This is a genomic window from Bradyrhizobium sp. USDA 327 (assembly GCF_041262065.1).
Taxonomy (GTDB): domain Bacteria; phylum Pseudomonadota; class Alphaproteobacteria; order Rhizobiales; family Xanthobacteraceae; genus Bradyrhizobium; species Bradyrhizobium liaoningense.
Map to the genome: position 1 here is coordinate 1,286,601 of NZ_JBGCCW010000001.1, position 20,713 is coordinate 1,307,313.

At 64.0% G+C, this 20,713-nt stretch carries 16 protein-coding genes and 1 pseudogene; 13 read left to right on the forward strand and 4 right to left on the reverse strand.

Annotated features, from left to right (window positions below):
- Nucleotides 1-2: 2 nt before the first annotated feature.
- Complete coding sequence (locus ABIA42_RS05875; RefSeq protein ID WP_370114951.1) at nucleotides 3-2,198, forward strand: hypothetical protein; 2,196 nt, start codon at nucleotides 3-5, stop codon at nucleotides 2,196-2,198.
- 37 nt (nucleotides 2,199-2,235) lie between these two features.
- Here the strand turns inward: ABIA42_RS05875 and ABIA42_RS05880 are convergent, their stop codons facing one another.
- Nucleotides 2,236-3,624, reverse strand: a complete 1,389-nt coding sequence (locus ABIA42_RS05880; RefSeq protein ID WP_370114949.1) for an MFS transporter — start codon at nucleotides 3,622-3,624, stop codon at nucleotides 2,236-2,238.
- 230 nt (nucleotides 3,625-3,854) lie between these two features.
- Here ABIA42_RS05880 and ABIA42_RS05885 point away from each other — a divergent pair, with 230 nt between their 5' ends.
- From ABIA42_RS05885 to ABIA42_RS05905, 5 genes are all read left to right on the forward strand, one after another.
- The gene (locus ABIA42_RS05885) at nucleotides 3,855-4,157 is read left to right on the forward strand and encodes a hypothetical protein (protein ID WP_370114947.1); all 303 of its coding nucleotides are present in this window, start codon (nucleotides 3,855-3,857) and stop codon (nucleotides 4,155-4,157) included.
- 494 nt (nucleotides 4,158-4,651) lie between these two features.
- A complete protein-coding gene (locus ABIA42_RS05890; RefSeq protein WP_370114945.1) occupies nucleotides 4,652-6,286 on the forward strand; it encodes a hypothetical protein in 1,635 nt (544 codons plus the stop codon).
- A 63-nt stretch (nucleotides 6,287-6,349) separates the two neighbouring features.
- A complete protein-coding gene (locus ABIA42_RS05895; RefSeq protein ID WP_271530059.1) occupies nucleotides 6,350-7,393 on the forward strand; it encodes a TAXI family TRAP transporter solute-binding subunit in 1,044 nt (347 codons plus the stop codon).
- A complete protein-coding gene (locus tag ABIA42_RS05900; RefSeq protein ID WP_271530058.1) occupies nucleotides 7,390-8,019 on the forward strand; it encodes a hypothetical protein in 630 nt (209 codons plus the stop codon). Before ABIA42_RS05895 ends, ABIA42_RS05900 begins: the two co-directional genes overlap by 4 nt.
- A gap of 24 nt (nucleotides 8,020-8,043) precedes the next feature.
- Complete coding sequence (locus tag ABIA42_RS05905) at nucleotides 8,044-8,661, forward strand: hypothetical protein (protein ID WP_271530057.1); 618 nt, start codon at nucleotides 8,044-8,046, stop codon at nucleotides 8,659-8,661.
- Here ABIA42_RS05905 and ABIA42_RS05910 read toward each other — a convergent pair.
- Both ABIA42_RS05910 and ABIA42_RS05915 read right to left on the reverse strand, forming a co-directional pair.
- Nucleotides 8,651-9,007, reverse strand: a complete 357-nt coding sequence (locus tag ABIA42_RS05910) for an SDR family NAD(P)-dependent oxidoreductase (protein WP_370114942.1) — start codon at nucleotides 9,005-9,007, stop codon at nucleotides 8,651-8,653. The genes ABIA42_RS05905 and ABIA42_RS05910 overlap by 11 nt on opposite strands.
- Nucleotides 9,008-9,015: 8 nt before the next feature.
- Nucleotides 9,016-9,759: an SDR family NAD(P)-dependent oxidoreductase gene (locus ABIA42_RS05915; protein WP_370114940.1), complete on the reverse strand. Its 744-nt coding sequence runs from the start codon at nucleotides 9,757-9,759 to the stop codon at nucleotides 9,016-9,018.
- Nucleotides 9,760-9,900: 141 nt separating this feature from the next.
- On the opposite strand from ABIA42_RS05915, the gene ABIA42_RS05920 reads away from it, so the two are divergent.
- The 6 genes and pseudogenes from ABIA42_RS05920 (at nucleotide 9,901) to ABIA42_RS05945 (ending at nucleotide 17,368) form a co-directional block, all read left to right on the forward strand.
- A complete protein-coding gene (locus ABIA42_RS05920; protein ID WP_370114938.1) occupies nucleotides 9,901-10,671 on the forward strand; it encodes a methyltransferase domain-containing protein in 771 nt (256 codons plus the stop codon).
- 197 nt (nucleotides 10,672-10,868) lie between these two features.
- Nucleotides 10,869-11,870: a DctP family TRAP transporter solute-binding subunit gene (locus ABIA42_RS05925; protein WP_370114936.1), complete on the forward strand. Its 1,002-nt coding sequence runs from the start codon at nucleotides 10,869-10,871 to the stop codon at nucleotides 11,868-11,870.
- Between the two features lie 149 nt (nucleotides 11,871-12,019).
- Nucleotides 12,020-12,496: pseudogene (locus tag ABIA42_RS05930) on the forward strand (TRAP transporter small permease); the annotation flags it as partial.
- A gap of 219 nt (nucleotides 12,497-12,715) precedes the next feature.
- Nucleotides 12,716-13,996, forward strand: a complete 1,281-nt coding sequence (locus ABIA42_RS05935) for a TRAP transporter large permease subunit (protein ID WP_333921854.1) — start codon at nucleotides 12,716-12,718, stop codon at nucleotides 13,994-13,996.
- Between the two features lie 163 nt (nucleotides 13,997-14,159).
- Entirely contained in the window at nucleotides 14,160-15,317 is a 1,158-nt protein-coding gene (locus ABIA42_RS05940) for a GGDEF domain-containing protein (protein ID WP_271530051.1), read from the forward strand.
- Between the two features lie 122 nt (nucleotides 15,318-15,439).
- Nucleotides 15,440-17,368 (forward strand): alkyl/aryl-sulfatase, encoded by a 1,929-nt coding sequence (locus tag ABIA42_RS05945; protein ID WP_370114934.1) that lies wholly within the window; start codon nucleotides 15,440-15,442, stop codon nucleotides 17,366-17,368.
- A gap of 180 nt (nucleotides 17,369-17,548) precedes the next feature.
- Here the strand turns inward: ABIA42_RS05945 and ABIA42_RS05950 are convergent, their stop codons facing one another.
- Nucleotides 17,549-18,619: a glycosyltransferase family 4 protein gene (locus ABIA42_RS05950; RefSeq protein ID WP_370114932.1), complete on the reverse strand. Its 1,071-nt coding sequence runs from the start codon at nucleotides 18,617-18,619 to the stop codon at nucleotides 17,549-17,551.
- A gap of 275 nt (nucleotides 18,620-18,894) precedes the next feature.
- Between ABIA42_RS05950 and ABIA42_RS05955 the strand changes: the two genes are divergently transcribed.
- Nucleotides 18,895-20,658, forward strand: a complete 1,764-nt coding sequence (locus tag ABIA42_RS05955; RefSeq protein ID WP_271530048.1) for an ABC transporter ATP-binding protein — start codon at nucleotides 18,895-18,897, stop codon at nucleotides 20,656-20,658.
- The last annotated feature ends 55 nt before the right edge of the window (nucleotides 20,659-20,713 follow it).

The window sequence follows — 20,713 nt, forward strand, 5'->3', positions numbered from 1 at the left end:
CCATGTTCAGGAAGGTGATCCGCTGGTCGATTGCATTGATTGTCGTGGCGGCTCTGGCCTTTGCGTATCTGCCCTCCTTCATCGCCGATTCCATCTACAAGAACGTCGACGACATCACCGACGGCGAGATGCCCGCCACCGTCACCGCCTTTCAATCGGGGCCGGACGTCGTCAGTACCATCGGCGGAAGCGGCGAGGGCTTGAACTGCAGCCTGCCGCCCTGGGCCAACATATTGTTCGACGGCGGGACGGATTCCAACCAGAAGCGCCATCTCGTCCTGCAGCGCTTCAGGCAGGCCTGCGTCTTTCACGACCTGTGCTATCGCCACGGCCTTGCGACCTACGGCTACAACCAGAACGATTGCGACCGCATTCTGCAAAACGCGGCTTTTCGGCTGTGCATCTACATACGAAACAGCAGTCAGGAGAGCAGCGCGGCGCGCTGTCAGACCGATTCCAAGATGGTTCTGGCCGGCGTGAGTCTCGGAGGCTACAACGCCTATCGCGGCTGGGACCGATCGACCTATTTCGAATTCGACTCGGATCCGTCGCGATCGAACGGGTTTCAGGTCAGTCGCGTGGTCGATCATCCATTCAAGGCGATTGCACCGGCCAAATACGCGGGTGACCCCGATCAGGTCATTCTCATGTTCGAGAACCTTCGCTCCAATCTGGCCGTGACCTGCATCACCTGCGCGACTGTTCCCGTTCTCGAGTGGACGACCGATCCCAACGCCGTCAGCGCCGAACTGAGCTCTGTCGGGGTGACGCGGTTGCCGGACGTGCTGCTCAAGCGCGTGCCCATGCTGACCGAAACCATGCCGGTCTGGTTGCCGCCGCGCCGGCGGCACGCCGCGCCGCATCTCCTGGTCGATGGAGCGGGCAAGCACCATCTGATCTGGATGAGCCGGAACAACTCGGAGAACAGCATATCCTGTGTCGTCATCGCCGATGCGGCGCGGCTGCTCACTAATACCTTGCCGACCCGGGATCTCTGCTCGGTCGATGCGGGCCCATCGCTGACCCGCGTGGAAGTCGACATGTTCGCGACCTCTCCGCTTCCGATGGAAGTACCCGGAAGTTCGGATCTCATCTATGCGACCTCGGCCAGCCCACAGAAGACGACAGAGCAACATCTGAGCTTCTGTTCGCGCTCTGCGTCCCGGAAGGTCGAGGAGACCGACCATGACGACCGGTCCAAATGCGTCACCTTCCCCGAAACGGAGGTCCGCAAGGGCGCGGCGCTCGGCGCATTTCAGAACTTTCCGCTGGTTCGTCCCGGGCAGCAGATCTATTTCGCGCGGGACATCGCCCAGCAGACGGACTCGCTGCTGACCGCCGCCTGGCAGCGCGCCTTTGGCAATACCTTTTCGCCCGAAGGCGCCCTGCTTGTGATCGACGTTGCACCGCCGCTCGCCGCAAAAGGGCCTCTCTCGGCCAGGCTGAAGAAGATCGTCCGGTTCAACATCGACGATCGCTTCGATCCGATGATGCCGATCACGCGCAAGGCGGACGACCTGCGCTTCCTGAGCCTCGAGGCGGCAAAGTCGAGCGTGCACCTTCGCATGATCGATTTCGCCAAGGACAAGCCCTCCGTCGCCAATGTGCAGCTGATGATGGGCAACGGCGAGGTGGACCTGGATCGCTCCTGGGCGGAGAGGCCCATGCTGGTGCTGGAGACCAGGGACGCGCGACCCAGAACCAAGCTGGTGTTCTCGCGTGGAGAAGTCGCGGTCCAAGCGGGCAAGTCCGTCACGTCCGGCGCGACGACGGAAGCGTTGACGTTGCAGACATTGGTCTTCGAACGCGATGCCGCGGCGCCTTCGAATATGCCCTTCGTGAAAACGGCCGGAGCGGCGTGCCGGATCGTGTACGAGTTCGCACCGAACCACACCGATTGGCCGTGCTACCGCGCGTTCGATCCCGAGCGTACGATGCGGGCGTCGCCGGCGACGCGGATGCAGGCCTCCCAGATGCTGGTCGGGCAGTTCACCCGAGCCGGCGGCCATGGCATCGCATTTCCCGATCTCTGCCTGAAGTCGGAGCCGATCATCCTGGCGCCGCAAGGGAGCACGTTTGTGCCCGTCAGCGAGACCGCGGGTTGGACAGGGCCGCCAAGGCTGACGCGGACGATCAAATGCGAGCCGCTCGATGCGGCGGCAGTCGCGAGCCGTCCGATCGCGGACAAGGCTCCGTGACAGCCGGCTGCTGATGAAGCGCGCGAAAGTGTCCGGTCTACTTCACTGCCAGTCGCAAAAAGCTCATCACGCTGCCGAGCGCGGCGAAGCCTGCGCCGAGCGCCAGCGCCAATGTCGCACCGTCATGGCCCGCGAGCGCGAAGCAGGCTGCGGCGAGCGCCGCGCCGGTCGTCTGCCCCGTCAGGCGCGCAGTGGCGACGATGCCCGAGGCGCTGCCGCTGCGGTGCGGCGGCGCGCTTGACATCACCGCCTTCATGTTCGGCGCCTGGAAGAAGCCGAACCCCATGCCGCAGATCACCATGCGCCAGATGATGTCGGGGATCGCAGGATTGGCCGGCAGCATGGCGAGCAGCGCCATGCCGAGGCCGAGCAGCACGAGGCCGATGCCGCCGAGCAGGCCGACGGCATAGCGGTCGGAGAGGCGCCCCGCGATCGGCGCCATGATGCCGACCACCAGCGGCCAGGGCGTCATGAAGAAGCCGGTCTCGACCTGAGAGCGGCCGAGCACGTCCTCGAAGTAGAACGGCAGCGAGACGAAGGCGAGGCCCTGCACGGCGAAGGAGCACACCGCGGTCGCCGCCGACAGCGCGAACATCGGCCGGCTGAACAGGTCGATCGGCAGCATCGGCGCGGGATGGTCGGCATGGCGGCGCGTCAGGATGAAGCCGAGCGCGAGGGCGGTGACCAGCTCGATGCCGACGACCACCGGCGACAAATTGTGCGCGGCGCTGCCGATGCCGGTGATGAACAGGCCGAGGCAGGCGGTGGCGAGGATCGCGCCGAGAAAGTCGAAACCGTGATCGGCGCGCGGGGTCTTCGGCAGCATCGCAAAGCCGATGCCGATGGCGACGAGGCCGAACGGGATGTTGACGGCGAACAGCCAGGGCCACGGGCCGACCGCGAGGATCGCCGATGCAATGGACGGCCCGAAGGTAAAGGCGGTTGCGACCACCAGCGCGTTGTGGCCGAAACCGCGGCCCTGCATCCGTCCGGGATAGACGAAGCGCACCAGCGCCGTGTTGACGCTCATGATCCCGCTCGCGCCGAGCCCTTGCAGGGTGCGCGCGACCAGCAGGCTGTCCAGCGACCACGCCACCGCGCAGAACAGCGAAGCGATGGTGAACAGGATGAGGCCGCCGAGATAGATGCGCTGGTGCCCGACGATCTCGCCGAGCGCGCCCAGCGGCAGCAGGGTTGCGACCAGCGCGATCTGGTAGACGTTGACGACCCAGACCGACTGCTCCGGGCTTACATGCAGATCGGCGGCGATGGCGGGCAGGGCGATGTTGGCGATCGCGGTGTCGAGCGAGGCCATCGCCAGCGCGGTGAAGATCGCAGCAATCGCCCAGCGCCGCTGCGTGACCGGAAGGCCGTCGGCGGTCGGATGGTCGGGCTCGCGCGCCGCGGCAGGTAACGTGATTGTCATCGGCTCGGTGTTGTGCGCTCGCAGCGTTGCCGCGGCGGCGTGGGCTATGCGCCGTGTACTACAGCTTGGCTGTCGGCCACAGCCTTATGCGTGCATGCTGTATATGCGCCGATGCCGGTCGCATCGCGCAAAGGGCGAGGCGAGCGAGCCGGTTCGCCTGCTTTCGGTCCATGGTTACGGCGATCGACTCCAAAACCCGAAAAACAACCCCATGCACAGTAGAAGTGCCCTTGATCCGAAAGGGATTTTACAGCCGCGTTGCAGGGACATTCGCGGCTCCGATCAAGTTGACCCGTCGGGCAAAACACTGGCAGGATGCCATCGTGGTATTCGTCCTCGCACCAGCGGCATTTCAATCCTGCTCAATCATCGCCGATGCGCTCGGCCTGCTGTTCTCGCTTGTTACGCACAAGGAGTTGTTCGCAAGCTCTGATCATGGCGACGACAAGGAGGCGCACTGGCCGATCGGAATCGACTTCGGCATCTGCTGGTCGTCACGGCGCTGGTCGCGCTGGTCAGGGAAATCTTTGTAGATTCGATGAAGGCGTTGGTCGGCGCGCCGCCGCCGAATCTGCGGTGGCCTTTGCCGCCGCGCGCAAGGACCGGCTCGACATGGCTTCAGCATCGCGCTCGGCAGCGCCTCCCGGATCGCGCGGTTCGTTGCCCCCATTGCAACCGCTACGTCGGCCTTTATCACTGCCAGCGGGCGCTCGGCATGGTTTGTCGGCGCCTTGATTGTCTTCATCTATGCGGTGTTTGCGCGGGCGGGGACCGCAGGCGGACAATGAAATGACATTGCGCGGAGACCAAACCCGGCGTCGGAAGCGGCGAATCCAGGCATCGATTATTTAATTTGACTTACCATGTAGTTAAAACTATATAGCTTTTATATATTTAATAAATTTAATCGTGGCGGGCGCCGCCCTGACGTCAATTTCGATCGAGCGTGTTCTCACCGAGCACCGGACCATGCGAACAGGCCGAGTCATCCGCGCCATTAGAGTTGCCGTCGAGAGAGGCCTGATGAATGCGCCGGCCAATTGAAACAGCACCGAGGAGCGGAGAAGGCATCTGGGTAGAAGATGCGACGGGGGCTACTGAGGTCGGCCACTGGTCACCCGAGGCAGGCAAATGGGTCTGGCAGGACGGTTCTCCGATCGATCCTGCGCCCACCCATTGGTACCCCGCAATGGAGGATGTCGATCCGGAAGACGATCAATCGGGCGGTTCACTCGTGACGGCTGCAATTCTGATCCCCGTCATCTTCGTCGGGGTTTCGCTGCTCGGCGTGTTCACGCCATTCACGGCGCAACCGAACATGACGCGCATCGGCGGCGATATCGCCGTCAGCCTCGATCAGCGGCTGGAAATCCCGACCGGCTCGCTAGCACTCCTTCAGCGCGAAGCGACCGGAGCCCTGATGCAGGCGGAGCCAGCGAGTGTGGTGCAACCAAGCCAGCGGCTGGGCAAAGACGCGCCGCGCATTGATGCGTCCGCCAACGAGCTGGCCGAAGCGCGCAGGGAGCTCGACGAGGCGGTCCAGCGCGCGCACACGGCGGAAATCGCGGCGGAGGTGCTGCGGAAATCACTTCAACAGGAGCAAGCCCACAGCGCCGAGCTCGCGAACGAACTTGCCGGAGCCCGCCGCGAGATCGACGCCGGCAACGCGAAATCCCGCAACGCGGACGATGTGGCCGCGCAGCAGAGAGATGCGGCGGCGCGGGAGATCGCGGAACTGCAGCAGGCCCTGCAGCAGGAGCGGCAAAGAAGTGGACTCCTCGTGAAGCAGGCGAATGCAGCGCAGGCGGCTGCGGCGAGCGCCGAGCAGGAACGCCACGAGGCGCAGTCACGCGCCGCCGCGCTCGCGAGCGAACTCGCCGCAATACCTCGCGCATCGCTTACGGCGGAAGCTGCGGCCGCGGAACAAAAGGAGGTCGTGGGACGGGAGGTTGCGGAGCTGCGTCAGTCCCTGCAAGCCGAGCGGCAGAAGAACGCCGACCTCGTTGCCCAGGCCGAAGCAGCGCGAGCGGTAGCGGCCAATGCCGAACAACAACACCGAGCTCTCGAAGAGGCCCAGGCGCATGCAACCGCGCTGGCGAGGGAGCTTGCGGAAACGCGCCGTGAGATCGAAACCCGGAACGTGCGATTGCGCGAGGCGAACGATGCCGCTTCGCAGCAGAGACAGGCAGCGAACCGGGAGATTGCCGAACTGCGGCAGTCGCTGCAACAGCAGCGAAGCGGGACCGAGGCCAGGCAAAAAGACCGTGCATCGGCATCGGCCCCAGCCGATGCTCGCCACCAGGCGGAGCAAACAAATCGAGGCCCGATCTTGCCGGCGGCGCGGAGCGCGGAAGCGACTGTCGCGGAGCCGCTGAAAGCCGCAAACCAGGCCGAGGCGGAGGCCCGATTGATCCCGCGCGCCAGGGCGTTGCTCGATCAGGGAAATATCGGTGCAGCGCGGATCGTTCTCGAACTCGCGGCCGAGAAGGACATTGCGCAGGCAAGCTTCATGCTCGCGGAGACATACGATCCGGCGGTTCTTTCCGCCTGGGGGACCTATGGAACGCGCGGCGAAGCGGCCAAGGCGCGAGAGCTCTACGCGAAGGCACACCGGGGCGGCATTCGCGAAGCAAAGGAACGCCTGGAGGCGCTGCAGCGCTGAGAGTGGACGTGTTGCAGTCCTGCGGACCAACGGTTGCGGTGGCTGATTCGGAAGGGAAACGACATGAACAAGGCGCCAAGGTCACTCTCGCTGCTCCTGCTCGCCGGGTTGCTGCCGGTCGCGATGCTGCTTCAGACGGCCTGCCTCGAAGCGCAAACGGCGGGAAATACCAGGACTGATGCTCAACTCGTCCGAAGGCCGCTCCCGCCGGAGAATGAAAAGGATCGGATGAACGCCTGGACGGTCGGGCTCGCCGGCGGTCTGCTCGAGGGCGCACCGATCCGCCTCGCCGCAGAAATGGCTCGCGTCGTCGACGACGGAGCAAACCTGCATCTCCTGCCGATCGTCACGCGGGGAGCCACCGACAATCTGAATGCGCTGCTGTATTTGCGTGGCGTCGATACCGCCATCATCAATTCCGATGCGCTCGACGAATATAAGGTTCAGGCACCGCAGATCCGAAGCCGCATCACGTATCTGCTCAATCTCTTCCCATCCGAGCTGCACATTTTCGTACGGCCCGAGATCACAAGCCTGAAGGATCTTGCCGGCAAGAAGGTGAACTTCAACACCCTGGGCACCGCAGCGGCCTATTCAGGACCACTGATCTTCAGCCGTCTCGGCATCGATGTCGACAAGACGTTCATTCCGCATCAGTTGGCCCTGGAACAGATGCGCAAAGGCGAGATGTCGGCCGTCGTGTTCATTACATCGAAACCCGTCGACGCCTTCGTGAGGGGCCGCTGGGATGCTGGATTCAAGTTCCTGCCGGTCAACTACGACAGGAAGTTCGAGGACTATTATCTGCCCGCGACCCTTGAGGCCAACGAGTATCCCAGTCTGATCAGGCAAGGCGAGCGGATCTCGACGATTGCGGTGCCGACAGCGCTCGTTGCGTTCAACTGGCCGCAACAATCGAATCGCTACCAACGCGTGGCGCGCCTCGTCGACTATCTGTTCTCGCGAATCGACAGGCTGCAGGCGCCGGGCTTCGATTCGAAATGGCAGTCGATCAATCTCGCGGCAACCGTGCCAGGGCTCACTCGCTTCCAGGCCGCACAGGATTGGCTGGATCGCAAGGCGCGCAGCGCACAGGCTCGGCCATGAAGAGTGCGGCTCCTCCGCTCGCCGTCGCTTTCAATGTGGCCTGCGGAATCGCCTACGCGCAAAGCGCGAGCGATCCCATGGAAGCACTTCGGGCTTGCTCGGCGATGGCGGGGCAAGGCCGGGTGGAATGTCTTCAGGATCTGTCACGCAGGATTCCACCGCCCGGCCGGCGCGCGTCAGACGATGGCTGGCTGATCAGCGAGACCACTTCGCCAGTCGACTATTCACCGATCGTCACGGCCACCACCTCTTCGATCGGCAGTTCGGATGGTGCTGCGATGCAACTCGCAATCCACTGCCGTAAAGGCCGCACGGAAATCGTAGTCGCAGGACCGACGATGTCACGCAGTGCCAATGAATACGCCGTCTCCCTTCAGCTCAATGCGGAGCCGCCAATGCAACTCGCGGCTGCCGCGCCGTCATTCGGCTCCGGCGTTGCTTTCGGGGGCGACGTCGTGCGGTTGCTGAGGTCGCTGCCCGATGACGGTTACATCAATGTGCGTCTCTCCATCCGCACCGGCGTGGTGCAGGAGGGACAATTCCCGCTCGGCGGATTCAGGAACGTGCGCGAGAAAGTTGGGGCTGCATGCAAATGGCCACATGCGGTCGCCAGACCAGGACGGTGAGGATCAGGGAGAGGGAGAAACGAGATGATCAATCCAAAGTTGGCGATGGCAGTCATCAGCAGCTTGGCGATGCTGCTTTTGGCCGGACCGGACGCGCAGGCGCAGCAGGACAACCAGTCGATCCTGCAGGCGAGCGCGACGACCCAGGCGGGCAGCCAGAAGCATTCAAGTCGAGATAAGCAAGCGGGAAAACCTGGGCAGCTTCACACCAGCAAGCGCAACCCCGCGAACGAGGGAGCGCTGGCTCAGATGACCAAACCTGAGGCCGCCAGAAAGTCACATCGGCTGATCTTGCAGGTCAATTCCAACGAACCAGCGATGATGAACCTCACACTCAACAATGCGACCAACGTCGCGCAATACTACCGCGATCTCGGTGAACCAGTGTCGATCGAGGTCGTCACCTTTGGTCCCGGGCTTCACATGCTGCGCGATGACACCTCGCCGGTAAAGCCGCGCATCGAGCTCCTCGCGATGAGCCATCCGGAAATCTCCTTCAAGGCTTGCGGCAATACGCAGGAAAACATGCGTAAGGCGGAGAACAAGGACATAAGTCTGATTCCGCAGGCCACGGTTGTCAAATCCGGTGTCGTCCGCGTCATGGAGTTGCAGGAACAGGGCTGGAGCTACGTCAAACCGTGAGATCGGGCGCCAAAGCGGGCACCGCATGCGTTTCGCCGGCCGAGTGGATTCCGATGCTGACGATGCGGCCCCGTTTGCGTTCGATCATCCGCGGCAACAGCGCATGCGCGATGCGGCCATAGCCCGTGAAGGCCAGCGCGAGCGGGCGGCTGCCGCCGTCATTGTTGACGAAGATGTCGACGTGGCCGAACTCCCTCAGCGCGAGGGCGGCCGTGTTTTCAGCGGCGACCTCCGCCATCACGTCCTGCTCGAACGGCGTGATCAATTCGCCGCACACCTCCTGCGCCAGTTCGGCGGGCAGATCGCTCCGTCGCGCGACGCGGACGACGTGCGCGCCTTGGGGCATCTGCCTGCCTAAAACTGATACCTCCGCAGCCCCCCATCCACCGGGATCACCGTCCCCGTGATGTAGCGCGCCACCGGCGAGGCCAGGAACACCGCGAGGGCCGCGAGGTCCTCCGGCTCGCCCCAATAGCCGACCGGGATTTCCTCTTCCGCAAAGCGCTCGCGATAATCCGGCGCGTAGTTGCGGCGGATCTGCTCGCTCATGATGCGGCCGGGCGGGATGCAGTTGATGGTGATGCCGTGCGCGCCGATCTCGCGCGACAGGCCCTTGGCCCAGGCGTGCACGGCGGCCTTGGCGGCGAAGGCGGCGTTGAGGCCTTCCGGCTCGGACTTGCCGGTAATGTTGACGATGCGGCCCCATTTGCGTTCGATCATCTGCGGCAGCAGCGCATGCGCGATGCGGCGATAGCTGGTGAAGTTCAGCGCGATCGCCTCGTCCCACTTGCTGTCGGGCGCATCGACGGGGAGGGGACGGCTGCCGCCGGCATTGTTGACGAGGATGTCGACATGGCCGAGCTCCTTCAGCGCGAAGGCCGCAATGTTTTCAGCGGCGTCCTTGGCCATCACGTCCTGCTCGAACGGTGTGATCAATCCGCCGCCGACTTCTTTCGCCAGCTCGGCCAGCAGATCGGTGCGGCGTGCCACGCCGATGACGCGCACGCCTTCCGCCGCCAGGCCCTTGGCGATGGCGCGGCCGATGCCGATGCTCGCGCCAGTGACGACAGCGGTTTTCGATTTTAGCCCGAGGTCCATGGTCGCACGCTCTCTTGGTTGCCTTGCGCTTTGCTGTTCGTTTCCTGCCCCGTCCCGAGTGCGGCGATTTGCCGAACCGAGACGAGCAGTGGTAACCAAGCGCTTCGGCGAAGGAAACACGAAAAAGAAAAGGCTGACACGATGGTCTGGGACCCGCAGCAATATCTGAAGTTCTCCGGCCATCGGCTCCGGCCCGCCGTCGACCTCCTGATGCGGATTCCGGATTTTGCCCCGCGCGCGATCGCCGATCTCGGCGCCGGCGCCGGCAACGTGACGAAGCTGATCAGGGAGCGCTGGCCGGATGCGCGCGTGACCGGTGTCGAGGGCTCGGCCGAGATGGTCGCCGCGGGGCGGAAGGCGGCGCCCGACGTGGAATGGTCGCATGAGGATCTCGGCCATTGGAGTCCCGCCGGGCAGTACGACTTGATCTATTCCAATGCCGCACTGCACTGGCTGCCCGATCATGCGGCACTGTTTCCGTCGCTGATGGAGAAGGTGGCGCGTGGGGGCATGCTCGCGGTGCAGATGCCGCGCAACTTCACCGCGCCTTCGCATGTGCTGATCGGCGAGACCGCGCTGGATGGTCCGTGGCGGTCCAAGGTCGAGCATCTCGTCACGCCGCCGCCGGTCGAGGAACCGGCCTTCTATCACGATCTGCTTGCGCCGATGTCAGCCAGCATCGACATCTGGGAGACCGAATACCTCCAGGTGCTCGAGGGCGAGAACCCCGTGAAGGAATGGACCAAGGGGACCTGGCTGACGCGCTATCTCGACGTCCTGCAAGGCGAGGAGAAGATCGCGTTCGAAGCCGCCTACGGGAGGCGCGTCGCAAAGGCCTATCCGAAGAATGCTGCGGGGCAGACGCTGTTCCCGTTCCGGCGCCTCTTCATGGTCGCCCAGCGCAAAGGCTGATTGCACTGCCGCATTGCGGCACAAGCGTTCGTTCCCTTTGGACTCGCGCGGACGCCGGGTTGCGCATGCAGCCGTCCTCAAGTTAGCTTGGCTGCGGCAAATGGGGCTTAGGTCTAGTTGTTCGGGTAGCGGATTGCTGCCAGGACCGACCTGAAAAACAAGAAGAACCCGGTTTCCGAGTTGTTGGAGGTACGTTCATGCGCACGCTGCTTGCCGCGGTCGCCGCCGCGGCTGTTCTCTTGGCTCCCGCCATCGCCCAAGCCCAGAGTCCCATCGTCATCAAGTTTAGCCACGTGGTCGCCAACGAGACCCCGAAGGGCAAGGGCGCGCTGAAATTCAAGGAGCTCGCCGAGAAGTACACCGACGGCAAGGTCAAGGTCGAAGTCTACCCGAACTCCACGCTCTACAAGGACAAGGAGGAGATCGAGGCGCTGCAGCTCGGCTCGGTGCAGATGCTTGCGCCCTCGACGGCGAAATTCGCGCCACTCGGCGTCAAGGAGTTCGAGGCGCTCGACCTGCCCTGGCTGTTCAGGGACGACCAGACCTATGCCAACGCGATGAAGGGCACGATCGGCAAGTGGCTGTTCCAGAAGCTCGAGGCCAAGGGCATCACCGGGCTCGCCTATTGGGACAACGGCTTCCACATGCTGTCCGCCAACCGTCCCTTGCTGAAGCCGACCGATTTCCAGGGGCTGAAATTCCGCATCTCCGGATCGAAGGTCGCCGACCAGTATCTCCGCATCATGGGCTCGATCCCGCAGATCATGGCGTTCTCGGAAGTTTACCAGGCCTTGCAGACCGGCGTGGTTGACGGCTGCGAGAACACGGCGTCAAACTACCTCACGCAAAAGTTCTACGAGGTGCAGAAGGACATCACCGTATCCTATCACGCGCATCTGCAATATGCTGTCATCGTCAATTCGAAGTTCTGGTCAGGTCTTCCGCCCGATATCCGCACCAAGCTGGACAAGGCGATGGCGGAGGCGACCGACTACACCAACTCGATCGCGCGGCAGGAGAACGAGGACGCGCTGGCCGAGATCAAGAAGACGGGGAAGACCAGTCTGCATTATCTCACCGACGCCGACCGCAAGGCCTGGCAGGAGGCGATGCAGCCGACGTATAAATGGGCAAAGGGGCGGGTCGGGCAGGAGGTGCTCGATCTCGTCGCCAAGGAACTCGACGTCAAGATGAACTGACGGGCTGCGCCCTAACAAGAACAATACCAACGGTCGGGGGTGATCGCACTCCCGGCCGTTGCGCTTGAATGATCCAACCTGGGGGGACCAAGTTGCTGCGTGCGCTGAATCGTTTTCTCGATCATCTCGAGGAGTGGCTGATCGCGACGATGATCGCGGCTGCGACATCGCTCATCTTCGTCGCCGTGCTGCACCGCTACGGTGCCGGGCTGTCGATCGACATCGCCAAATGGGCGGAAGCCCGCAACCTTGCCTTCCTCGCAGTCCCCGCGCGCGCGGCGTTCGTCTGGCTTGCCGCACTCGACCTGTCCTGGGCGCAGGAGCTCTGCATCTACATGTTCATCTGGATGGCGAAGTTCGGCGCCGCCTATGGCGTGCGGACCGGCATCCATGTCGGCGTCGACGTGCTGGTCAACCTGCTTCCCGGCGGATCGCGCCGGCGCGTCATCACTTTCGGTCTTCTGTGCGGCGCGCTCTTCACCGCCATCGTCGGCTATTTCGGGGCCGCCTTCGTCGGCCACATGTGGCAGAGCGGCCAGCAATCCAACGATCTCGAAGCGCCGATGTGGATGGTCTATCTCACGATCCCGCTCGGCTCCGGCCTGATGTGTTTCCGCTTCCTGCAGGTCGCCTGGTCGTTCTACCGCACCGGCGAGTTGCCGCATCACGACATGGCCGGCGTCGAAGGCGTCGAGGCGGATCCGGTGCATCCGGCGCCGGTCACGCCGAGCCAGGTCGTCCGCGACGAGCGCAGCCCGCTTGGCTGGATCCTGATGCTGCTGCCGGTCCTGATCGTCGCGATATGCTTCGCCCATGCAGGCCATCTCATCACGCTGCCGCAGGGCGTGCGCGTCGCCATCGTGTTCGCGCTGCTGCTCTCGCTGATGCTGACGGGCATGCCGATCTCGATCGCGCTGGGTCTGACCGTGCTCAGCTTCATGTTCACGCTGACCGACGTGCGGACCGAATCGGTGGCGCTGAAGCTGTTCACCGGCATCGAGAATTTCGAGATCATGGCGATCCCGTTCTTCATCCTCGCCGGCAACTTCCTGACCCATGGCGGCGTGGCGCGGCGGATGATCACCTTCGCAACCTCGCTGGTGGGCCATTGGTACGGCGGTCTGGCTCTGTCGGGCGTGGTCGCCTGCGCGTTGTTTGCCGCCATCTCCGGCTCCTCGCCGGCAACCGTCGTGGCGATCGGCTCGGTGATCCTTCCCGCCATGGTCGCACAAGGCTTTCCGAAACGGTTCGGCGCGGGCGTGATCACGACGTCGGGCTCGCTCGGCATTCTCATTCCGCCGTCGATCCCGATGGTGCTCTACGCCGTGTCCACCAACAGCTCGGTCGGCAAGCTGTTCATCGCCGGCATCGTGCCGGGGCTTGCGCTCGCCTCGCTGCTCGGCGCCACGACGTTCTATCGGGCCTGGCGCAACGACTATCCGCGGATGCGGAAGGCCACCTTCCTCGAGCGTCTCGATGCGTTCCGCAAGTCGATCTGGGGCATCCTGCTGATCGTGATCGTGATCGGCGGCATCTACAGCGGCCTGTTCACGCCGACTGAAGCTGCCGCCGTCAGCGCGGTCTACGCCTTCATCGTCGCCGTGTTCATCTACAAGGACCTGAGGCTGCGCGACGTGCCGCGCGTGCTGCTGTCGTCGGCGAATCTCTCCGCGATGCTGCTCTACATCATCACCAACGCCGTGCTGTTCTCGTTCCTGATGACCTACGAGAACGTACCGCAGGCGCTGGCGCAATGGATGATCGACCAGGGCCTGGGGTGGATCGGCTTCCTGCTGCTCGTCAACCTGCTGTTGCTGGTGGCGGGCAACGTGATGGAGCCGTCCTCGATCATCCTGATCATGGCGCCGATCCTGTTTCCGGTCGCCATCAAGCTCGGCATCGATCCGATTCATTTCGGCATCCTGATGACGGTCAACATGGAGGTCGGGCTGTGCCATCCGCCGGTCGGCCTCAACCTCTACGTCGCCTCCGGCATCGCCAAGATGGGCATCACCGAGCTGACGGTCGCGGTGTGGCCGTGGCTCCTGACCATGCTGGGATTCCTCGTCGTGGTGACGTATTGGCCCGGCCTGTCATTGTGGCTGCCGCGGCTGCTGGGCATGTAGCCGCCGCGAGGCGGGGACGGAGACAATCAGTATGCGTCTCCGTCCGTCCTGGGGCGAGACATGGCTAATGCGCGGTAAATCCGCACGCTCAAATGCGATCCTTGAGTAGCGAACGCATCTTTACGGGTCTTCGGTAGATAAATGCCAGTGGATGGGAGCTGGCATGTTCTTCAACAGAATGGAATCCGGACCGGCGTCGATTTCGGACGCCGTCCATTTGGAAGTCATCACGGGCCTTCACGGCACGATGATGCCCACCATTCTCGCGGCCGCCTGCCAGGCGATGGTCGGCGCCATCACGACCTACGAGACCGGTGACATGATGACGGCCGGCCTGACGGTCGCCGGGCTGGTGGTGGCGATTGTCCGTCTCGTCGAGATACTTGCATTCCGCCGCCGCCTCGCGGCTCCGCCACGGCTCGGCCGGGCCGAGGCCGTGCGCTGGGAGCGGCGCTACATTGCCGGCACCGTTGTAACGGCCCTCGTGCTTGGCGTGTTTGCCGCGCGCAGCATCGTGCTGGGCGATGCGCTCTGCTGCGTGATGGCGGTCGGCATCGGTTTCGGCTTCGGCGCCGGCGTGGTGGCGCGGCTGGCGCTGCGTCCCGCTGCGGCGCTGCTCGATCTCGCCGCGATCGCCGCGCCTGCCGCGATCGTGAGCTTCATGCAGCCCGATCTCCGCCATGTCGGGCTCGGTCTCCTCATTCTGATGTACGTGGTCGCGAGCTTCGAGATGGTTCGGCTCAGCTTCAACGCCTCGATCAGCCAGATCACGCTCAAGCGCCAGTTCGAGCAGCTCGCACGCTCCGACCCGATGACCGGCGTGTCCAATCGTTCGGTGCTGGCAAGGGATCTGCCCGTGATGCTGTCGGCCGGGATGGTTGCCGTCCATACGCTGGATCTCGACCGCTTCAAGGAAGCGAACGACCGGTTCGGCCACCCCGCCGGCGATGCGCTGCTGAAGCAGGTCGCCGGGCGGCTCAAGGCGCTGGCCGCGCCTGACGACCTCGTGATCCGCATGGGCGGCGACGAGTTCGTTCTGGTGCAGCGCGCCGCGTCCGACGCGGAGGCGATGGCACGGCGGATCGTGCAATCGATCGGCACGCCATACGAGGTTGACGGACAGGTGATCGATCTCGGTGCGAGCGTCGGTGTTGCCGTCGCCCCGGACGACGGCCGAACCGCAGAGGCGCTGTTGTCGCGCTCGGACAAGGCGCTCTATCGGGCCAAGCAAAATCGTGGCGGCTACGTGCTGGCCAGCGAGCTGCGGATGGCGGACAACGCCATGGCATCGCGCCAAGCCGTTGAAGGCGTCGCTGCCTAGCCCATGCACCCTCTCCTCGTGGGGAAGGGAGAAGGCATCTGGCTCCATTTCCTTCGTGTCCTCCAATGGCAATCGACCGCAAGATGCGGTTAGATGCCGTGCATCAGGCGGGGAGGAGCAACATGACGGAATCCAGCAGCGAGCCAAAGGACGCATCGCCGTCCGTCATCGCTCAGCACGAGGCCATGCTCAACGCACTGCCGTTTTCCGACACGCGCGACTTCGATGACGCCGCGCGCGGCTTTCTCGGCACGATCGAGAATGCGGCGATCACGAATCCGCAAGGGCGGACGGTCTGGAGCCTCGAGCCCTATGGCTTCCTGTCCGCCGAGCAGGCACCGCACACGGTCAATCCGAGCCTGTGGCGGCAGTCGCGCCTCAACATGCTGCACGGCCTGTTCGAGGTCGTGCCCGGCGTCTACCAGGTGCGCGGGCTCGACATCGCCAACATGACGCTGATCGAGGGCGACAGCGGCGTCATCGTCGTGGACACGCTGACCTCGATCGAAGGCGCCCGCGCCGCGCTCGATCTCTATTTCAAGCACCGCGGCGCCCGGCCGGTCGCGGCAATCATCTTCACCCACACCCACACCGACCATTGGGGTGGCGCGCGCGGCGTGCTGGCGGAGGATGCGCTCGCCACTGGCAGCGTGCCGATCATCGCGCCGAACCTGTTCATGGAGCACGCCGTCTCCGAGAACATCATCGCAGGACCTGCGATGCTGCGCCGGGCGCAGTACCAGTTCGGACCCCTTCTGGCCAAGGGCGTGCGCGGGCAGGTCGATTGCGGCCTCGGCAAGTCGATGGCGGCGGGCTCCGTCGCGCTGCTGCGCCCCACGGATCTGATCATGGCGACCGGCGAGACGCGCGTGATCGACGGCGTCGCATTCGAATTCCAGATGGCGCCGAACAGCGAAGCGCCGGCGGAGATGCACTTCTTCGTTCCGCGCTACAGGCTGTTGAACCTCGCCGAGAACTGCACGCACAATTTCCACAATCTGTTGCCCTTCCGCGGCGCCGACGTGCGTGACGCGCTGGCCTGGTCGAAATATCTGGGCGAGGCCTTGCAGCTCTGGGACGGCAAGGCCGAGGCGATGTGCGGCCAGCACCATTGGCCGGTGTGGGGACGCGAGCGCATCGGCACGATGATCCGGCAGCAGCGCGACCTCTACAAGTTCGCGCATGACCAGACCATCCGTCTGATGAACCACGGCCTGACCGCGGCCGAAATCGCCGAAACGATCCAGCTGCCGAAGAGCCTGGAAGGCGCCTGGCACGGCCGCGGCTATTACGGCCATATCCGGCACAATGTGAAGGCGATCTACCAGAAATATCTCGGCTGGTACGATGCCAATCCGGTCAATCTCGATCCGCTGCCGCCGGTCGAGTCGGGCAGGAAGTATGTCGAGTACATGGGCGGCGCGGACGCGATCCTGGCGCGGGCGCGCACCGATTTCGACAAGGGGGAGTTCCGTTTCGTCGCGCAGGTGCTCGGCCATCTCGTCTTTGCCGAGCCTGACAATGCGGTGGCGCGCGCACTCTTGGCCGATACGCTGGAGCAGCTCGGTTATGCCGCCGAGAGCGCGACCTGGCGCAACGCCTATCTGTTCGGCGCGCAGGAATTGCGCCAGGGCATGCCGAAGGTGCCGGCGCGCCCGCCGATGCCGCGGGAGACGCTGGCGGCGCTGCGTACCTCCCAGCTCTGGGACGTGCTCGGCATCCGCCTCAACGGTCCCAAGGCGGAAGGCAAGCACATCGTCCTGAACTGGCGATTTTCCGATACCGGCGAGACCTTCGTGCTCAATCTGGAGAACTGCGCGCTCACTTACACCGAGGGGGTGCAGGCGGAAAATGCGGACGCCAGCTTCACGCTGGCACGGTCGACGCTGGACGAGGTGATCGCGAAGCTGACGAGCTTTCCGGAAGCGGTCGCCGCCGGCAAGATCGAGCTATCGGGCAACCCGATGCGCCTAGCCGAGCTGATGGGCCTGATGGACGACTTCCCGCGCATGTTCGAGATCGTCGAGCCGAAGCGGACGGTGGTGGTGTAGGGCGGTGCAGTTCGCCGCGCATGTGCCGTGATCCGTCCACCGCATATTCGCTGTCATCGCCCGGCTTGACCGCGCGATCCAGCATTCCAGAGAATGCAGTGCTTGAGCCGAGACGCCGCGGCGTAGTGGATGCCCCGGTCAAGCCGGGGCATGACAGTGTGCCTTTGGTGAGAGTGGCTCTTACTCCGCGCTGCTCACCAGCTTGATGCGCGGCGCCTGCGCCTCGGTCAGGCTGCGATAGGCCGCAAGATAATCCAGCGCCATGCGCCGTGCCGTGAAGCGCGTCTCGAACTGCTTGCGGATCGCGGTGCGGTCGAGTTGCGGCAGGCGTTTCACCACACCGGCGGCGCTGATGACGTCCTCGACGATGAAGCCGGTCAGCCCATCGTCGACGATCTCCGGAACCGAGCCGCGGTTGAAGGCGACCACCGGCGTCCCACAGGCCATGGATTCGATCATGACGAGGCCGAACGGCTCCGGCCAGTCGATCGGCAGCAGGAGGCCGAGCGCGCCGCTCAGGAAGTCCGACTTCTCGTGATCGCCGATCTCGCCGATGAACTCGACCAGCGGGTTGTTCTCGATCATCGGCCGGATCAGCTCGTCGTAATAATCCTGGTCGGCGCGATCGACCTTGGCCGCGATCTTGAGCGGAATGCCGCAATGAGTCGCGATCTTGATGGCGCGGTCGACGCCTTTTTCCGGCGCGATGCGGCCGAGCACCGCGAGATATTCCTGTTTCGCCGGCTTCGGGGTCAGCAGATTCTCCGGCAGGCCGTGATGGATGGTCGTCACCCAGTTCGCCTGCGGCACCGGTCGCCGCTGCGCGTTGGAGATCGAGATGACGGGAATCTTGGAGAAGGTGTTGAAGACCGGCTGATGCTCCGGCAAGTCGAGCCGGCCGTGCAGCGTGGTCACGAATGGCGTCGGCTGCCGATGGAACAGCGACCACGGATAGTAGTCGAGATGGAAGTGGAGGAAGTCGAACTCCTCGTCGTCACATTTCTGCCGCACCCGCTCCAGCAGCACCATGTGCAGCGCATTGGGATCGCGCACGGAACCGTCGAGACGGAGCGCCTTCGGCCACAACGCGTCCAGCTTTGCCGAGGTCTGCGAGTCGCCGCTTGCGAACAATGTTACGTCGTGTCCAAGGGCTACCAGCTCCTCCGTCAACCAATGCACCACCCGCTCGGTGCCGCCATACAGCTTGGGTGGAACAGCCTCCGTCAACGGAGCTACCTGCGCGATGCGCATCTCACCATCTCCTCTGCGATCATGAACGTTGAAAGCCCCCGTACATCGGCACCGGCTATGCCCAGCCAAGGGAACGTTCCCGCACCTGCGAAGTTCCTTCCTCCGAACGTTACATATTCGACACGTCGGGGGACCGTCGCGATGCTGCCACTAGATCTTCGCACATCGCCCGCATCCGCATGTCGTGATGGCGTTGCCCGGGAACCGAGGCGAAGCGGTCGATGTTCACTCGACCAGTAACGAAACGAAAATCAGCATAACGGGGCGATAGCCATATGGATCAGCTTTCTGGATACGCGCGCAGGCCATTTGCCTTTGTCTTGCGCTATCTCCGGCGTCGTCTCGCTTCGCATTCGGTGATCCTGGCCGCCGTCGTAGCGGCCGTTGCCTGCTCCGTGGGCACCCAGTATGGCGTCAAATCCCTGGTCGACAGCCTGTCCGCCGGACCGGGGCATGGCGGCAGCGTATGGCTGGCATTCATTCTGCTCATGTCGCTGATCGCGGCCGACAACTTCCTGTGGCGGATCGCGAGCTGGACGGCCAGCTTCACCTTCGTCCGTGTCACGGGTGATTTGCGCCGTGACATATTTCGTCATCTGACCGGGCATGCGCCGAGCTACTTCTCGGACCGGATGCCCGGCATGCTGACGAGCCGCATCACGGCAACGTCGAACGCGGTGTTCACCGTCGAGAACATGTTCGTCTGGAACGTGTTGCCGCCCTGCATTGCCACAATTGCGGCAATTGCCCTGATTGGAACCGTCAGTCCTTACATGGCACTCGGCCTGATCGTGATCGCCGGCGGCATGGTGGTTGCGATGTTCCATCTGGCAGCCGCCGGCAAGCCGCTGCATGACGATTTCGCCGACAAGGCCGCGGTGGTCGACGGCGAGATGATCGACGTGATCAGCAACATGCCGCTGGTCCGTGCCTTCTGCGGCATCGGCCACGAGCATGAGCGATTCGACGCGACGGTGAACCGGGAGCTCACCGCGCGAAGCCGCAGCCTGCGTTATCTGGAAAAGCTGCGGCTGTTGCATGCCGTTATCACCGTGCTTTTGACGATCGCGCTGATGGCCTGGGCAATCACGCTGTGGCAGAAGGGCCAGGCGACGACCGGCGATGTCGTGCTGGTCTGTACGCTTGGCATCTCCATCCTGAGCGCCACGCGCGATCTTGCGGTGGCGCTGGTCGACGTCACCCAGCACGTCGCACGCCTGACCGAGGCGATCGCCACGCTGCTGGTGCCGCACGAATTGCGCGACCACCCCGAGGCCGAGCCGCTGGTGAAGAGCGGCGCTGCAATCGCATTCAACAACGTCACCTTCGGCTATCCCGGCGGCGAGAAGATCTTCGAGCGGTTCAGCCTGCGCCTCCAGCCGGGCCAGCGCGTCGGCCTCGTCGGGCAGTCCGGCGGCGGCAAGTCGACCCTGTTTACACTGCTCCAGCGCTTCTACGACGTCGACGAAGGCAGCGTCACCATCGACGGCCAGGACATCTCCAAGGTGACGCAGCTGAGCCTGCGCGAGGCGATTTCCGTCGTGCCCCAGGACATTTCCTTGTTTCATCGCTCCATTCGCGAGAACATCCGCTACGGCCGGCCGAACGCGACCGACGACGAGGTGCTGCGCGCGGCGATCGCTGCGCGCTGCGACTTCGTCGAGAGCCTGCCTGACGGCCTCGACACCATGGTCGGGGACCGCGGTGTCAAGATGTCCGGCGGCCAGCGCCAGCGCATCGCGATCGCGCGCGCCTTCCTGAAGGATGCGCCGATCCTGCTGCTGGACGAGGCGACTGCCGCGCTCGACAGCGAGTCCGAGGAGGCGATCCGCGAGGCGCTGTCGCGCCTGATGCGCGGCCGCACCGTGATCGCGATCGCGCATCGACTGGCGACGCTGCGCAATTTCGACCGCGTGGTGGTGCTGAGAAATGGTAAGATCATCGAGGACGGCTCGCCCGAGCGTCTGATGCAGGGCCACGGGCCGTATCGTGAGCTGGTCACGCAGGAAATGAGCCGGCTCGCGCAAGCTGCCGCGTAAACCAACAGTCGCGTTTCTCGAGTCGGTTGCGTTTTGAAACAGGCGCAGGGGAGCA

Bases quoted from the DNA above. Each gene is read 5' to 3' on its own strand.
- ABIA42_RS05875 (WP_370114951.1), top strand. From the start codon at position 3: ATGTTCAGGAAGGTGATCCGCTGGTCGATTGCATTGATTGTCGTGGCG.
- ABIA42_RS05880 (WP_370114949.1), bottom strand. From the start codon at position 3,624: ATGACAATCACGTTACCTGCCGCGGCGCGCGAGCCCGACCATCCGACC.
- ABIA42_RS05890 (WP_370114945.1), top strand. From the start codon at position 4,652: ATGCGCCGGCCAATTGAAACAGCACCGAGGAGCGGAGAAGGCATCTGG.
- ABIA42_RS05895 (WP_271530059.1), top strand. From the start codon at position 6,350: ATGAACAAGGCGCCAAGGTCACTCTCGCTGCTCCTGCTCGCCGGGTTG.
- ABIA42_RS05900 (WP_271530058.1), top strand. From the start codon at position 7,390: ATGAAGAGTGCGGCTCCTCCGCTCGCCGTCGCTTTCAATGTGGCCTGC.
- ABIA42_RS05905 (WP_271530057.1), top strand. From the start codon at position 8,044: ATGATCAATCCAAAGTTGGCGATGGCAGTCATCAGCAGCTTGGCGATG.
- ABIA42_RS05910 (WP_370114942.1), bottom strand. From the start codon at position 9,007: ATGCCCCAAGGCGCGCACGTCGTCCGCGTCGCGCGACGGAGCGATCTG.
- ABIA42_RS05915 (WP_370114940.1), bottom strand. From the start codon at position 9,759: ATGGACCTCGGGCTAAAATCGAAAACCGCTGTCGTCACTGGCGCGAGC.
- ABIA42_RS05920 (WP_370114938.1), top strand. From the start codon at position 9,901: ATGGTCTGGGACCCGCAGCAATATCTGAAGTTCTCCGGCCATCGGCTC.
- ABIA42_RS05925 (WP_370114936.1), top strand. From the start codon at position 10,869: ATGCGCACGCTGCTTGCCGCGGTCGCCGCCGCGGCTGTTCTCTTGGCT.
- ABIA42_RS05940 (WP_271530051.1), top strand. From the start codon at position 14,160: ATGTTCTTCAACAGAATGGAATCCGGACCGGCGTCGATTTCGGACGCC.
- ABIA42_RS05945 (WP_370114934.1), top strand. From the start codon at position 15,440: ATGACGGAATCCAGCAGCGAGCCAAAGGACGCATCGCCGTCCGTCATC.
- ABIA42_RS05950 (WP_370114932.1), bottom strand. From the start codon at position 18,619: ATGCGCATCGCGCAGGTAGCTCCGTTGACGGAGGCTGTTCCACCCAAG.
- ABIA42_RS05955 (WP_271530048.1), top strand. From the start codon at position 18,895: ATGGATCAGCTTTCTGGATACGCGCGCAGGCCATTTGCCTTTGTCTTG.